The 14,890-nt window shown below is 56.0% G+C and carries 17 protein-coding genes; 9 read left to right on the top strand and 8 right to left on the bottom strand.

Translation table 11 applies throughout. The features are described 5' to 3' along the window. Nucleotides 1–258: 258 nt before the first annotated feature. The 7 genes from rpsA to AC1DFB_RS11410 all read left to right on the top strand — a co-directional run bounded on the left by rpsA (nt 259) and on the right by AC1DFB_RS11410 (nt 5,882). A complete protein-coding gene (rpsA, locus tag AC1DFB_RS11440; RefSeq protein ID WP_480921279.1) occupies nt 259–1,935 on the top strand; it encodes a 30S ribosomal protein S1 in 1,677 nt (558 codons plus the stop codon). 270 nt (nt 1,936–2,205) lie between these two features. Further along, a complete protein-coding gene (gene ihfB, locus AC1DFB_RS11435) occupies nt 2,206–2,490 on the top strand; it encodes an integration host factor subunit beta (RefSeq protein WP_050603110.1) in 285 nt (94 codons plus the stop codon). A 7-nt stretch (nt 2,491–2,497) separates the two neighbouring features. Beyond that, complete coding sequence (locus AC1DFB_RS11430; RefSeq protein WP_170397774.1) at nt 2,498–2,848, top strand: LapA family protein; 351 nt, start codon at nt 2,498–2,500, stop codon at nt 2,846–2,848. Nucleotides 2,849–2,857: 9 nt separating this feature from the next. Beyond that, entirely contained in the window at nt 2,858–3,502 is a 645-nt protein-coding gene (locus AC1DFB_RS11425; RefSeq protein ID WP_170424387.1) for a phosphoribosylanthranilate isomerase, read from the top strand. A gap of 45 nt (nt 3,503–3,547) precedes the next feature. Then, on the top strand, nt 3,548–3,883 hold the full coding sequence (locus tag AC1DFB_RS11420; protein WP_170424385.1) for a hypothetical protein: 336 nt from the start codon (nt 3,548–3,550) through the stop codon (nt 3,881–3,883). Nucleotides 3,884–3,950: 67 nt separating this feature from the next. Further along, a complete protein-coding gene (trpB, locus tag AC1DFB_RS11415; protein ID WP_170397508.1) occupies nt 3,951–5,198 on the top strand; it encodes a tryptophan synthase subunit beta in 1,248 nt (415 codons plus the stop codon). Nucleotides 5,199–5,249: 51 nt separating this feature from the next. Next, nucleotides 5,250–5,882: a class I SAM-dependent methyltransferase gene (locus AC1DFB_RS11410; RefSeq protein ID WP_170404514.1), complete on the top strand. Its 633-nt coding sequence runs from the start codon at nt 5,250–5,252 to the stop codon at nt 5,880–5,882. Here AC1DFB_RS11410 and AC1DFB_RS11405 read toward each other — a convergent pair. The 7 genes from AC1DFB_RS11405 to AC1DFB_RS11375 all read right to left on the bottom strand — a co-directional run bounded on the left by AC1DFB_RS11405 (nt 5,879) and on the right by AC1DFB_RS11375 (nt 11,913). Next, entirely contained in the window at nt 5,879–6,259 is a 381-nt protein-coding gene (locus tag AC1DFB_RS11405) for a DUF2237 domain-containing protein (protein WP_170511469.1), read from the bottom strand. The genes AC1DFB_RS11410 and AC1DFB_RS11405 overlap by 4 nt on opposite strands. A 9-nt stretch (nt 6,260–6,268) precedes the next feature. Continuing rightward, on the bottom strand, nt 6,269–7,432 hold the full coding sequence (locus tag AC1DFB_RS11400) for a serine hydrolase domain-containing protein (RefSeq protein ID WP_170511468.1): 1,164 nt from the start codon (nt 7,430–7,432) through the stop codon (nt 6,269–6,271). A gap of 72 nt (nt 7,433–7,504) precedes the next feature. Continuing rightward, the gene (pth, locus tag AC1DFB_RS11395; protein ID WP_170511466.1) at nt 7,505–8,188 is read right to left on the bottom strand and encodes an aminoacyl-tRNA hydrolase; all 684 of its coding nucleotides are present in this window, start codon (nt 8,186–8,188) and stop codon (nt 7,505–7,507) included. A 130-nt stretch (nt 8,189–8,318) separates the two neighbouring features. Further along, on the bottom strand, nt 8,319–8,972 hold the full coding sequence (locus AC1DFB_RS11390) for a 50S ribosomal protein L25/general stress protein Ctc (RefSeq protein ID WP_170397494.1): 654 nt from the start codon (nt 8,970–8,972) through the stop codon (nt 8,319–8,321). A 254-nt stretch (nt 8,973–9,226) separates the two neighbouring features. Next, a complete protein-coding gene (locus AC1DFB_RS11385; protein WP_170397492.1) occupies nt 9,227–10,393 on the bottom strand; it encodes an alpha-hydroxy acid oxidase in 1,167 nt (388 codons plus the stop codon). A 163-nt stretch (nt 10,394–10,556) separates the two neighbouring features. After that, on the bottom strand, nt 10,557–11,348 hold the full coding sequence (gene trpA, locus AC1DFB_RS11380; protein WP_170404505.1) for a tryptophan synthase subunit alpha: 792 nt from the start codon (nt 11,346–11,348) through the stop codon (nt 10,557–10,559). Nucleotides 11,349–11,427: 79 nt separating this feature from the next. Next, nucleotides 11,428–11,913, bottom strand: a complete 486-nt coding sequence (locus AC1DFB_RS11375) for an acyloxyacyl hydrolase (RefSeq protein WP_480921278.1) — start codon at nt 11,911–11,913, stop codon at nt 11,428–11,430. Between the two features lie 202 nt (nt 11,914–12,115). Here AC1DFB_RS11375 and ychF point away from each other — a divergent pair, with 202 nt between their 5' ends. Beyond that, nucleotides 12,116–13,213 (top strand): redox-regulated ATPase YchF, encoded by a 1,098-nt coding sequence (ychF, locus tag AC1DFB_RS11370; protein WP_480921277.1) that lies wholly within the window; start codon nt 12,116–12,118, stop codon nt 13,211–13,213. A 28-nt stretch (nt 13,214–13,241) separates the two neighbouring features. On the opposite strand, the gene AC1DFB_RS11365 is transcribed toward ychF, so the two are convergent. Then, nucleotides 13,242–13,670: a DUF4275 family protein gene (locus tag AC1DFB_RS11365; protein ID WP_170511458.1), complete on the bottom strand. Its 429-nt coding sequence runs from the start codon at nt 13,668–13,670 to the stop codon at nt 13,242–13,244. 269 nt (nt 13,671–13,939) lie between these two features. On the opposite strand from AC1DFB_RS11365, the gene AC1DFB_RS11360 reads away from it, so the two are divergent. After that, on the top strand, nt 13,940–14,821 hold the full coding sequence (locus AC1DFB_RS11360; RefSeq protein ID WP_170404498.1) for a LysR family transcriptional regulator: 882 nt from the start codon (nt 13,940–13,942) through the stop codon (nt 14,819–14,821). Nucleotides 14,822–14,890: the final 69 nt, after the last annotated feature.

The following is a 14,890-nucleotide window of genomic DNA, read 5'->3' as shown; positions in this document are numbered from 1 at the left end:
TGTTCGGATTTTGTGGGATTGGCCAGTGTTTAAGGGCTTTGCTCTTGCACATGACACGGAATCCGCCTATACGCGCGCTGTCTGAACAAGGGCGGTTAACGTCCGGATGACGTATCTGAGCAGGGCCGGGAAACCTCGGCCCTTTGTGTTTGTTAGCTCGGGCGCGTTCTGGATCACGCATTCAGGCATCATGAAACAAGACCGGCGGAGACAACCGCTCGGCCAGCAAAAACGTTATGTAAAGGAAAACAACGCCACATGGCTAACGCATCCATGGAGGAATTCGAAGCCCTCCTGAATGAAAGCTTCGAAATGGACACGCCCGAAGAGGGTTCTGTTGTCAAAGGCAAGGTTCTGGCGATCGAAGCCGGCCAAGCCATCATCGACGTAGGCTACAAAATGGAAGGCCGCGTTGATCTGAAAGAATTCGCAAATCCCGGCGAAGCCCCTGAAATCGCTGTTGGTGACGAGGTCGAAGTATACCTGCGCGCTGCAGAAAACGCCCGTGGCGAAGCTGTCATCTCGCGCGAGATGGCCCGCCGTGAAGAGGCATGGGACCGTCTGGAAAAAGCATACGCCGATGACCAGCGCGTCGAAGGTGCAATCTTTGGCCGCGTCAAAGGTGGCTTCACCGTTGATCTGGGTGGCGCAGTTGCGTTCCTGCCCGGCTCGCAGGTTGACGTTCGCCCCGTGCGCGACGCTGGCCCGCTGATGGGTCTGAAGCAGCCGTTCCAGATTCTGAAAATGGACCGCCGCCGTGGCAACATCGTTGTTTCGCGTCGCGCTATCCTGGAAGAATCGCGTGCTGAACAGCGTGCCGAAGTCATCGGCAACCTGTCCGAAGGTCAGACCGTCGAGGGTGTTGTCAAAAACATCACCGAATACGGTGCATTTGTTGACCTGGGCGGCGTTGACGGCCTGCTGCACGTCACCGACATGGCATGGCGCCGTGTGAACCACCCGTCCGAGATCCTGACGATCGGCGAAACCATCAAGGTTCAGGTCATCAAGATCAACAAAGAAACCCACCGCATCAGCCTGGGCATGAAGCAGCTGCAGGAAGATCCGTGGGATCTGGTTGCTGCGAAATACCCGCTGGGCTCGGTCCATCAGGGTCGCGTCACCAACATCACCGACTACGGCGCGTTCGTCGAGCTGGAAGCCGGTGTCGAAGGTCTGGTGCACGTGTCCGAGATGTCCTGGACCAAGAAAAACGTCCACCCCGGCAAGATCGTTTCGACCAGCCAGGAAGTCGACATCATGGTTCTGGAAATCGACGGCGCCAAGCGTCGCGTATCTCTGGGCCTGAAGCAGACTCAGCGCAACCCATGGGAAGTGTTTGCAGAAACACACCCCGAGGGCACCGAGGTCGAAGGCGAAGTCAAGAACATCACCGAATTCGGTCTGTTCATTGGCCTCGAAGGCGACATCGATGGCATGGTTCACCTGTCCGACCTGTCCTGGGACGAGCGTGGCGAAGATGCGATCCAGAACTACCGCAAAGGCGACATGGTTTCAGCCGTTGTCTCGGAAGTTGACGTTGAGAAAGAGCGTATCTCGCTGTCGATCAAAGCCCTGGGCGGTGACAAGTTCGCCGAAGCCGTGGGCGGCGTGAAGCGTGGTTCGGTCATCACCGTCGAAGTGACCGCGATCGAAGATGGCGGCATCGAGGTCGAGTACGAAGGCATGAAGTCGTTCATCCGTCGTTCAGACCTATCGCGTGACCGTGCTGAGCAGCGCCCCGAGCGTTTCTCGGTCGGCGACAAGGTCGACGTCCGCGTCACCAACGTCGACAGCAAGACCCGCCGTCTGGGCCTGTCGATCAAGGCACGCGAGATCGCCGAAGAGAAAGAGGCCGTGGAACAGTACGGTTCTTCCGACTCGGGCGCGTCGCTGGGCGATATCCTGGGTGCAGCACTGAAGTCGGGCGACTAAGTCCGGGGCGTATCCCAAACATGAAATTCGGCCTCGCACCATGGTGCGAGGCCGTTTTTGTTGCGAATCAATATCTTCCAAATAGTCGGCTTAATTTGCCTATCGTTCGCGCATGAAGTGTGGAAATCAGGCCAACGGGCAAAAATTCGCGTGAGATTGTCGCAAAATGCCGCCTTTGCTGGCAGAGTATCCGTTCCCCCGATCCGGGTTTTTTCCTATACTGTCAGAACTATAGGCTTGTCACATCGTCCGCCTGGGAGGGTATTGCGTATGATCCGTTCAGAATTGATTCAGAAAATTGCCGACGAAAACCCGCATCTCTATCAACGCGACGTCGAGCGGATCGTGAATACCGTTTTTGAAGAAGTGACCGACGCCATGGCACGCGGCGACCGCGTAGAGCTGCGCGGTTTCGGCGCGTTTTCGGTGAAAAAGCGTGACGCACGTGTAGGCCGCAATCCCCGCACCGGTGAAACTGTGCAGGTTGAAGAAAAATGTGTTCCATTTTTCAAAACTGGCAAGTTGCTAAGGGACCGTTTGAACGGTAAAGCCTAGCCTCATGATGCGCTACATTCGTTATGCATTTCTGGCTGCATTGGGGATCGTTCTGGTCTCGGTTTCGCTGGCCAATCGCCAAATTGTTGAACTTAAGCTTATGCCGGATGCTTTGTCCGAGTTGCTGGGGTTCAACCTGTCAACCTCCTTGCCGCTGTTTCTGGTCGTGCTGGGTGGGGTTGTTGCCGGCCTGGTCATCGGCTTCCTGTGGGAATGGCTACGCGAGCATAAGCACCGCAAGGATGTGACCGTGAAGCAAGGCGAAGTGCGCAAGCTTGAGCGTGAAGTTAAGAAGCTCAAGAAAAAGCAGAATGAAGGTCAGGATGATGTGCTGGCCATTCTGGATGAGGCAAGCTGAGGCCCTACGATGCCCGCTGATATCCGAGTTAAAATCTGCGGCCTGACCGCCCCTGACCACGTGCGCGCTGCTGTGGATGCGGGCGCGGGTTATGTTGGTTTTGTGTTTTTCCCCAAATCCCCGCGGCATGTTGAGCCCCAGACAGCTGCGACATTGGCACAGGAGGTGCCCGCGGGCGTCGCCAAGGTGGCGCTGACAGTGAATGCGACGGACGAGGATCTGGACCACATTCTTTCGATCGTGCCTCTGGATATGTTGCAACTGCATGGCAAAGAAAGTCCTGAGCGTGTGCAGCAAGTGCGAGACCACTTCGGCCTGCCAGTAATGAAGGCCATTGGTGTGGCCGAGGCCGAAGACCTCGCGGCCATCGATCTCTATTCAGATGTGGCGGATCAGCTGTTGATCGACGCAAAGCCACCGCGAAACGCGGAGCTGCCTGGTGGTAACGGTTTGTCTTTTGATTGGCGCCTGCTGGCAGGTCGTAAATACTGGCGTAGGCCATGGATGCTGGCCGGAGGTCTGACCCCTGACAATGTCGCAGAAGCGGTGCGAATGACCGGCGCACAGCAGGTGGATGTCTCATCCGGCGTCGAAAGCTCTCCGGGTGTAAAGGATGCCGGGCTGATCCGCGCCTTTATCGACGCGGCAAGTTGATCTGATCTGCACGAACCTGCGTATCTCCTCAAAATGGGGGAGAGCATGCTGGCAGTGATCGGCGGAGTTTCACTTAAACGATGGTATCACGGGCCCGAGTTCTTCTGGCGCGCTCATCAATCCTTGCGGCAGGCACGCGGTGACGCGCTGTGCCTGCATGCCGAGGTATTTGTGCGTCAAGGCTGTTATTTTTCATACACAGTCTGGCATGATGTCGAAGCTATGCTGACATTCGCATATTCCGGCCCTCATCGCCGTGTAGTACGCGCGTCGACCCGTCTGGCCGATATCAATGTGTTCTGTCAATTTCCCTGCATTGCTGTTCCAAGTCGAGTTCAGGCACTTCAGGTGTGGGAACAGCGCGCTCAGGCGGCGGAATGATACGTTTTGCGATGGCAAATCACTCCATCACCTCCTATGAACATCGGGTACGACGAGGGAGACTTCCATGGCCAACGATCTTTTTAATTCCTTCATGTCCGGCCCCGATGAACAAGGCCGCTTTGGCATCTTCGGCGGGCGCTTTGTCAGCGAAACGCTGATGCCGCTGATCCTGTCACTGGAAGAGGAATATGACAAAGCCAAGGATGACCCCACATTTTGGGCCGAGATGGACGATCTGTGGGCAAACTACGTGGGTCGCCCTTCGCCGCTCTACTACGCGGAACGCCTGACCGAACATCTGGGCGGCGCAAAGATTTACTTGAAGCGTGACGAACTGAACCACACCGGCGCGCATAAGATCAACAATGTGCTGGGCCAGATCATTCTGGCGCGGCGCATGGGAAAGACCCGGATCATCGCCGAGACCGGGGCAGGGCAGCACGGCGTGGCCACAGCCACCGTCTGCGCCAAATTCGGCCTGAAGTGCATTGTCTACATGGGTGCCCATGACGTTCAGCGCCAGGCCCCGAACGTGTTCCGTATGCGCCTGTTGGGAGCCGAAGTGATCCCGGTGACATCCGGCAGGGGTACGCTGAAAGATGCGATGAACGACGCTCTGCGCGACTGGGTGACCAATGTGCGCGATACCTTTTACTGCATCGGCACCGTTGCTGGCCCGCATCCTTACCCGGCGATGGTACGCGACTTCCAGTCGATCATCGGCAAGGAAGCCAAGGAACAGATGCAAAAGGCCGAGGGCCGTTTGCCCGACACCATCATCGCCGCCATCGGAGGTGGTTCGAATGCGATGGGCCTGTTCTACCCGTTCCTCGACGACAAGGATGTGAATATCATCGGTGTTGAAGCGGGCGGCAAGGGGGTTAACGAGAAGATGGAGCATTGCGCCTCATTGACCGGAGGTCGTCCGGGCGTGCTGCACGGCAACCGCACTTATCTGCTGCAGGATGATGATGGGCAGATTCTCGAAGGCTATTCGATCTCGGCCGGTCTGGACTATCCGGGCATTGGCCCCGAGCATTCCTGGCTGCACGACATCGGTCGCGCCAACTATGTCTCGATCACGGATAAAGAAGCGCTTGAAGCGTTCCAGTTGTGCTGCGCCACCGAAGGTATCATCCCTGCGCTGGAGCCCTGCCATGCGCTGGCGCATGTTATGAAAATCGCGCCGGAATTGCCCAAGGACCACCTGATCTGCATGAATATGTGTGGCCGGGGGGATAAAGATGTGCAGACCGTCGCACGGTACCTGAACTTTGATATGTCGGATACCGAAGGTCGCGCAGCGGACTGATTAGGCCTAACAGGCTTTGCGCCTTTGAGGAACTGTGCCAGTTTGCATTGCATGTGCAGTGTTTCCTCAAAGGCCGGACCCGACCGACTTGACCAGAAATACGATCAGGCCGCCCCGAGCTGGGCAGACAAGATGCGTCTGCTGGGGTATTTCGATGCCTATCTGGGTTTTCTGTCCTCGGACCCGCAGGTCGAATTGGGCCGTAACGCACTGGATATCGGGTGCGGTACGGGAGCCTTTGCCGAAGCACGCGCCGTGATCCGGCGCGAAGGGCATGTGACGCTTTTGGAACCTTCGGCCCGAATGCTGCAACTGGCAGGGTCAGCGTTGCAACGGCGCGGTGGAAACGCCGAGACTGTCCAATCGCGCTTGGAAGAGTTCCATCCGGCATCCCGTTTTGACTGCCTGTTGGCTGCGCATGTTCTGGAGCATTGCGTTGATCCGATAGATGCTTTGCGCCGCATGCGCGATCTGGCTGAACCGGGTGCAACGCTTTGGTTGGTAGTCAGCAAGCCACATTGGTGTAATGCGATCATCTGGTTCCAATGGCGGCACCGAACCTATCGACCGGATATTGTGGCGGAGATGCTCGCGCGTTCGGGCTGGGATCTGCAGGCCGAGCATGGCTTTCCAACCGGGCCGCCGTCGCGCACGTCTCGCGGATATCGGGCGATCGCCATCTAGTGCTCGTCTTCAGCGCGCTGCATTTTTAGAATATGGAGAGGTACGATATCCAGCGCCCTCTGGTGCGTGGCTTCAAGGTGCACCTTGGGCGCGCATCCCTCGTCATGGGCTTGCAAAAAGCGCCCCGCACACAAGCACCAGCGATCACCGGGTTTGAGCCCGGGAAAATCGAATTCGGGCCGGGGCGTGCTAAGGTCGTTTCCGACATATTTTGAATAGGCCAGAAATTCGGCCGTCATCACGGCGCAAACCGTATGGCTTCCCTGATCCTCGGGGCAGGTGTTGCAGGCGCCATCGCGAAAGAATCCGGTTAACGGTGTGCGCGAGCAAGGCGCGAGCACGCCGCCCAGAACATTGATGCTGTCTTGCTTCTGCATGATGGTATCTTACAGGCTTCGCGCAATTTTGCGGAACATTTCTATGTTTTGCTCACCGACGCCGGGATCGCGGAACTTCCGGTCTGCGCCCGTCGTGACAATCAGAACACCACGTGGCTGGTCGAAGTAAATGTACTGCCCATACACGCCCCGCGCCATGAATTCACCTTCATGGGCACCGATCGGGATCCACCATTGATAGCCATACCCTATCTTGCCCGGTTCGGTCGGTGCGCTTGGCCAAGTAGCGGCGTCGATCCAATCCGCGGGTACAATCTGCCGTCCATCGCGTTCGCCATCCTGCAAAATCAACTGCCCGAACCGGGCAAAATCGCGCGTTGTGAAGTTGAGACCACCCAGAACAAATGCAACGCCTGCTCCATCGGTGATGTAGTAGCCTTCTCGCTCCAATCCCAGCGGTGTGATCACTTTCTCGGTCAGTAACTCTGCAACGCTGCGTCCTGTTGCCCCCCGGATGACCATTCCGATCACATGAGTATCGATCGACACATATTGCCACGTTTCACCCGGCGCGACGAAACTGTCCTTCAACGAAGCCGCGAAGTCGTCCAGTTCACCTCCCAGCGCCACGACGCGGCCCATGCGATTGATGTCGGAATTATAGTCCAGATAATCCTCGTCAAAGGTCACGCCGCTGGCCATGTTCAACACGTTGCGGATCGTGGCGGTCTCATAGGCGCTGCCCTTGAGGTCGGGTGCGTATTGCACAACCGGATCGTCGAGCGAATTGATCGCGCCTTCATCCAGCAAAATACCGAACAAGGCAGACAAATAGCTTTTAGCAATTGACCAGGAGATCCTGCGATCATCCGGCCCGGTGCCCAGATAGTATTCTTCGAAACGAATTTCTCCGTCCTGCATCACCAACAGGGATGTTACCGAGCGATCTTCGATCCACTGGTCTGTTCCATCGGGAAGATCGAAGCCAGGCCCATACGGCAGCTCCCAGGTCGGGCCATTGCCACGCGGCAGAGTGACCGTCAGAAAGGCTTCGTCCATATTCGAAAAGTTGTGGACGATCTTTTCTTCTGAAAACAGCGAATTCACCGCCATCAGGCGCTGGATTTCCTCGCGTTTCCAAAATCCGACAACCGCCGCTGCCAATGCCAAGGTCAACAGGATACGCAGCAGCCATCTGAGCGCTGTTTTCATTCGTCACCTCCCTTTGCCTCTGACATTGGACTTTGGCCTGAGGCTTTGCGCAAGCGCAACGTTGCGGAATGATTATCTGAATTTATCCAGCAGCTTTTGCATGGCCGAACGCTCATCGGGCGCTGAAACGGCTTCGGCGGCAGCTTTGGGGGGCGTTTCAGGTTTAGTGGGCTGCTTCGATGATCTGGGTGGAGCAGTGCGCAGTGCAACGGCATTCATGAATTTCCCGCTTTCGTCATCGGCAAGATAAGTGGCACCGTCCGAGACGCCGCGCAGCACGTCATCCAGCCAGTCCGCATCCGCCTTTGCAAAGTCGCTTAGAACATAAGGCGAGACCATTTCTTTGCGGCCCGGATGACCGATACCCAGCCGCACGCGATCATAGGCCGGGCTGATATGGTCGTGGATCGACCGCAACCCGTTATGGCCTGCGTGGCCACCGCCTGCCTTAACGCGCACTTTACCGGGTGCCAAGTCCAGCTCATCATGGAAGACGGTCACGTCCGTCGAGTCGAGCTTGTAGAAGCGCATTGCCTCTCCCACTGACTGGCCAGAGCGGTTCATGAAGGTTTGCGGCTTGACTAGCAGCACTTTCTGGCCGCCTAGACGTCCTTCGGCAATTTCCGCCTGGAACTTGGACTTCCATGGACCAAACCCGTGATCTTGGGCAATTCGCTCTAACGCCATGAAGCCGATATTGTGCCGGTTGCGAGCGTATTTTGATCCCGGATTTCCCAAACCGACAAACAGTTTCATCGCTTTGTCCCTTACAGTCTCGCGTCGTTATCTCATTGCATGGATCAGGGGATGTTTTCCAGCCCCGTACACGCAAAAGAAAACGGGGCCCCAGAAGGCGCCCCGTTTCAAATCTGGATTTGATCCGGATTTATTCTTCTTCCTGGCCGATGACTTCAACTTCATCTGCAGCCACTTCTTCCTCATCACCCTCTTCGTCGTCGCTGGTCGACAGACCGGTGGGTGCCGAGACGTTGGCGATCACGAAGTCACGATCGATGGTGGGCTTGGTGCCTTCGGGCAGCACAACCGAAGAGATGGTGACAACGTCGTTGATTTCCATGCCAGTAAGATCAACAGTGATCTTCTCAGGAATGTCACCGGCTGTGCAGAGCAGTTCAACCTCGGGGCGGACAACGGTCAGAACGCCACCTTTTTTGATACCGGGGGCTTCTTCTTCGTTGATGAATTCAACGGGGATGAACAGCGCGATCTTGGTGGTCCGACGCAGGCGCATCAGGTCCAGGTGGGTCGGCAGGTCTTTGACAACGTCACGCTGGACATCGCGGCAGATGACGCGCACGTCTTCGTGACCTTCGACTTTCAGGTTCCACAGGGTCGACTTGAACCGGCCTGCTTTCAGGCGCTTGAACAGTACGTTGAACGGGATCTGGATCGGCAGCGGCTCTTTGTCGCCACCAAAAACAATGCCCGGAACCATGCCATCGCGGCGTGCTTGACGAGCGGCGCCCTTGCCTGTCCCCGTCCGTTCCAGAGCTACGAGATCAGGAATCTCTCCAGCCATGATAATTCTCCAATGTTAGGGCGGGCATCCTCCAAGGCTGTATGCCCGCGTGAAGCCGCGTCCTTAGCTTGATTCAGTTGGTTTGGAAAGGGCTTTTTGTAGCCCGAGAAATTTTGCGAGGCTCTGCCTCGCGCTCCGAGGTATTTACGGCCAGATGAAGGACGGATCCTCTGCTTCATCTGGCTGCAAGTACCTTGAACGAGACGCTCAATGGGCGGCCATGCGGCGTCTCCATCTACGTGGGAGGCGCAGGATCAAGCCTGCCAGCGACCGCCAAAGTCTTCGGGGACCAGAAGATTGTGGCGCCCAAGATCGGCTACGTTACGTTCACCGCAAAGTGCCATCGTTGTATCGAGCTCTTTCTGGATCACTTCCAATGCCGTTGTCACGCCTTTCTGACCCATTGCACCTAGCCCATAGACAAAGGCGCGACCAATAAAGGTGCCCTTGGCCCCAAGCGCCAAAGCTTTCAGCACGTCTTGCCCTGAACGGATGCCGCTATCCAGATGCACTTCGACATCACTGCCGACGGCATCCATGATCTCGGGCAGAACCCGGATCGAGCTGAGCGCACCATCCAGCTGCCGTCCACCATGGTTTGAGACAACAATTGCATCTGCGCCAAGCTTTGCAGCCATTTTGGCATCTTCGGCATCAAGAATGCCCTTAAGGATCACCTTGCCGCCCCATTGTTCCATCAGTTTCTCGACTTTGCCCCAGTCGAGGCTGGGATCGAATTGTTCGGCGGTCCATGTACCCAGCGAGCGTGTGTCGGTTATACTGTCGACATGACCGACGATATTCCCGAATTCTCGGCGCTTGGCACCAAGCATCTCGATGCCCCAGGCCCATTTCGTCATCAGGTTGGCGATGGTCTTGGGGGTCAGCTTTGGCGGCGCAGATAGGCCATTTTTCAGGTCCTTGTGTCGTTGGCCAAGGATTTGCAGATCAAGCGTAATGACAAGGGCCGAGCATTTCGCATCCTTTGCGCGCTGGATCAGTCGCCCGACATAGTCCTGATCTTTCATAGTGTAGAGCTGAAACCAGAAAGGGGCCGAAGTGTTTTCAGCAACATCTTCGATCGAATTGATCGACATGGTCGACAGTGTGAAGGGTACACCAAAGGCTTCGGCGGCTTTGGCCGCTTTGATCTCACCATCCGCGTGCTGCATTCCTGTCAGGCCTACCGGAGCCAATGCAACGGGCATGGATACATCCTGCCCGATCATCTGCGATGCGGTCGAGCGCCCTGTCATGTCTACGGCGACCCGTTGGCGCAGGCGGATATCTTCGAAATCCGACGTATTCTCGCGGAAGGTTTGTTCGGTCCAGCTGCCGCTTTCTGCATAGTCAAAAAACATGCGCGGAACGCGACGCTCATAGATCCGTTTGAGGTCTTCGATATTGGTAATGACAGGCATTGATCAGGCTCTCGCAGGATTGGTTAAGTTTCTTTACCAATTATTTTGAAACACTGCAATGCCCGCTTGCTGCGGTTGGTTGCCGCGTGGTCAAAACAAAAAACACCGCAGTAGGCGGCGCGCCTGCTGCGGTGAAGAACCATCTGAAAATGGAAAGAAATTGTTAGGCGGAGTGCGCGCCATCTGACAGTGTTTTGACAAAATCCAGAACCTCGGTCACCGGTTTTCCGGAACCGATCTGGCTGACAATGGCAGATCCAACTACCGCGCCATCGGATACACTCGCGATGTTGCGAGACTTTTCTGGCGTATTGATGCCGAAACCGACGATCACGGGCAAATCAGTTGCAGCTTTGATCCGAGCGACCTCGGGCCCAACATCGGTTGCCTGCGCTTCGGCAGCACCGGTTATGCCGGTAATCGATACATAATACACAAAGCCGGATGTGTTTTGCAGTACGCGAGGCAAGCGTTGGTCATCGGTCGTCGGCGTCGCCAAGCGGATGAAGTTCAGCCCGGCAGCTTGCGCGGGCAGACAAAGCTCTTCGTCCTCTTCGGGGGGCAGGTCGACGACGATCAGCCCGTCGATCCCCGCTGATTTTGCATCTGCCAGAAATTTCTCGACACCTCGGCTGTAGATCGGATTGTAATATCCCATCAGCACGATCGGTGTGGTGTCATCGGATTCACGAAAGGCGCGGGCCAAATCCAGAGTGCGTTGCAATGTCATTCCACCATCCAACGCCCGTTGGCCAGCAGCCTGAATGGTCGGGCCATCGGCCATGGGATCGGTAAAGGGCAGGCCCAACTCGATGACGTCGACACCTGCGCCGGGCAAACCCTTCACGACCTCCAGCGATGTGTCGTAGTCGGGATCCCCGGCCATGACATAAGCTACAAATGCCTTTTTGCCTTGCTTTTGCAGGGCGTCGAATTTGGCGTCAATACGGGTCATCGGAAATCCTTGCACTCGGGTTTGGACCTGATGTGCAGAAACTTTCGCTGAAAATCAATCCCGCTTGGTGGGCTTCCGATCAGAAGGCGTAATGGTATCTCAGCAAAAGTGCGTTTACACCTGGGTTGTCTTCCTGCGTGCTGGCGTTGGATATATGAGTGATAGCGGCAGACAGTTTGTTGCCGCTTTCCAGCGTATAGCCAAGGCCCAGTAAGCTGCGTATCTGAAAACTGCCGCCCAGATCATTCAGTTCGTTGGATTCACTATAGTATCCCGGCATGACACTGCCCTCGATGAACCAACGGTTCGCAAAAGTGTAAAGCCCGATCAGGCCCGCGCCAACATGCGTGTCACCGTCGGTATCAACAGACAGGGCCGCACCCCAGGTGGCGCTGAAACGGGTCGCTTCGTAGAAAGAGCGATGCTGGTATTCCAGCGAAACAATCGCCTGATCTTCGCTCTCAGCGCTGGAATAATCTGCGTAGCCTGCTCCGAAAATGATGGATTGGGCTTGTGCTGCAGTAGCGGCTGTCAGCGCAAAAGCCAGAATAACAAGGGATTTCATTTTTACCTACTATGTCCGTCGTTCGTTGGTATTGGTTTTATTGAGGAATGTAGGTGCATGTTTTCAATGGACGCAAGAACACAAATCGATGTCGATTTTGTGATGTGGCAGAATAGACTCGCGGCAGTGTTCAGGCACTTTGCCTTGCGCATTGCACCGGACCTGCCTAGAAGCGGCGCTCGAATGGTATCAGGAGGCCGTCATGGGCTTTAAAATGGGAATCGTGGGTTTGCCGAATGTTGGCAAGTCGACTCTCTTCAACGCACTGACCAAAACTGCGGCAGCTCAGGCGGCGAATTTCCCGTTCTGCACCATCGAACCCAATGTGGGGGATGTCGCCGTTCCTGATGACCGGCTGGATAAACTGGCTGCGATTGCGTCCTCGAAACAGATCATTCCAACCCGCATGACCTTTGTGGATATCGCGGGGTTGGTGAAAGGGGCCTCGAAAGGCGAGGGGCTGGGCAACCAGTTTCTGGCAAACATCCGCGAGACTGACGCGATTGCCCATGTGCTGCGTTGTTTCGAAGATGGTGACGTGACCCATGTGGATGGCCGCGTTGATCCGGTGGCCGATGCCGATACGATCGAGACCGAGCTGATGCTGGCCGATCTGGAAAACATCGAAAAGCGTCGCGCCAATCTGGTGCGCAAGCTGAAGGGCAATGACAAAGAAGCGCAACAGCAGGACCGCCTGCTGGCCGAGGCGCAGGAGATGCTGGGAAACGGCAAGCCAGCGCGTCTGGTTGAAGTGTCTGATGAAGACGCCAAGGCATGGAAAATGCTGCAACTTCTGACCACCAAGCCGGTGCTTTATGTCTGCAACGTGTCCGAAGAAGAGGCCGCCGAAGGCAACGAGTACTCTGCCAAAGTCGCTGAGATGGCTGCAGCGCAAGGTAATGCTCATGTCATTATCAGTGCCAAGATCGAGGAAGAGATCAGCCTTCTGGAAGACGACGAGGCACAGATGTTCCTAGAGGAAATGGGCCTGGAAGAGCCCGGCCTCGACCGTCTGATCCGTGCCGGTTACGACCTGCTCAAGCTGGAAACCTATTTCACCGTCGGCCCGAAAGAGGCCCGGGCCTGGACCATCCGCACCGGCACCGCCGCACCACAGGCCGCAGGTGTCATCCACGGAGACTTTGAGAAGGGCTTCATCCGCGCCGAGACTATCGCCTATAACGACTACATCGCTGCCAATGGCGAGCAAGGTGCCAAAGAGGCGGGTAAGATGCGGGCCGAAGGGAAGGGCTACATCGTCAAGGATGGCGATGTGATGCACTTTTTGTTCAACACCTGAGAAGCCACCAATGCAGCCACTGCTCAGCTTATAACCTCGGATTTTCTGCGAAGAACGGGCCGATATCGGGTTGCTCGTGTGTGAATGCCATTGTCCACTTCATGTTGTGGTGGGCTACGTAGATATCCGCGCCAAAAGATGTGAAATCTGGATATGTTTCTGAGACGCAGCGATACGACCATTTGATATCTTCATCAAAGATAACATACGCGGCAGGCCACTGGTTCTTATAGGCATTTAAAGCGTCATCGCCCGCCCGCGCGATTTGAAACCCGTAACTGAAACCATGCCAGCGAAAGCGATTGTGAATCCAGGAACCGGTTGATTTCTTTACGTTCCCGGCGAATGTCTGATGCCAGCATTGAACAACCTCACCACCTTCTTTGGAATTGAGAGGATCAAAATCGACGCATTCACGCACCAAGAAGTCCTCAATTTGGTTTCTCGTAAGGTTCATGGAATAATTCGGTTCTATGTTGTTGTTAAACCGGCATATCGCGCGTTATGGCGAAGTGTCAAAACCGCTCAGGTGGCAAGATGCGATCCTGTTAGTTTCATTTGGGCTGGAACAGCAGTTCGGCAGGCTCAACCACCCGAGTATTGCATGTATCTGAAGCGCTGATCCTGTGGCAGCCAACAAATTGACGATGCTCGCATCTCGCACATTTCTCTTGTGCAGAAATGTGGTTAGTTTGGATTTTGACCTGATACTTGAGACAGCTCTAGATGATCGAAATCCGCGACCTGCAATTGCTCAGCGCATTGGCGCGGCATCGTCATTTCGCCAAGGCAGCTGAGGAATGCGGGATTTCACAGCCTGCGTTCTCGATGCGAATCCGAAACCTGGAGGATCGGCTGGGTGTCTCCATCGTTCGCCGCGCAAACCGATTTCAGGGACTGACGGAAGAGGGCGAGATGATTGTCCAGCGCGCGCGGCGCATTCTCGACGACACCAAGGCTTTGGAACAACAGGTACTCGCTGCAAAGGGTGAGATCACCGGCACGCTTATTTTGGGTGTCATCCCTACAGCGATTGCCTTCACCGGGCGTCTGACGAAGCGGTTGCGCGATGCGCATCCTCGTATCGTGACCCGGATTGAAACAATGTCTGCAACGGCCATTCAGCACCGGTTGGACGAAGGAAGTCTGGATGCTGGCATCACTTATGGCGACAGTATCGGTACCGATCTACGGCAAGTGCAGCGCTTGTACGAAGAAACTTATGTCCTATTGGTCCCCTCGCATATGACCGATGAGACAGGCCCGATCCCATGGGCCCGCGTGGCCGAGTTTCCCCTGAGCCTGCTGGAACCACAGATGCAGAACCGGCGGATTTTGGATCGGATATTCGCCGAACAGGGCTTGCACCCGGATATTGTAGCCGAGACAAGCGGATTCACAGCCTCGATGGTCATGGCACGCGAGGGGCTAGCGGCCACCGTGATTCCACGCGTGCTGGTGCGGGCGCTGGGCGACCTGAAGGACACAAGGGTGCTGTCCCTGATCGAACCCGTGGTGAGCAAGCCGATTTGTCTGGCCACACTCACTCGTGACCCGGAATTGCCTACGGTCGCGGCCTTGCGCACAGTGATGGCGTCTTTGCGGTGATAAACTGTCGTTATCGTGCGATTGAAATATGCGATTTGACGATATGCTAGTCTGATGAGACACGGGGCC

Source organism: Ruegeria sp. S84 (genome assembly GCF_056583445.1).
This window is presented reverse-complemented; position numbering and strand designations above follow the sequence as displayed.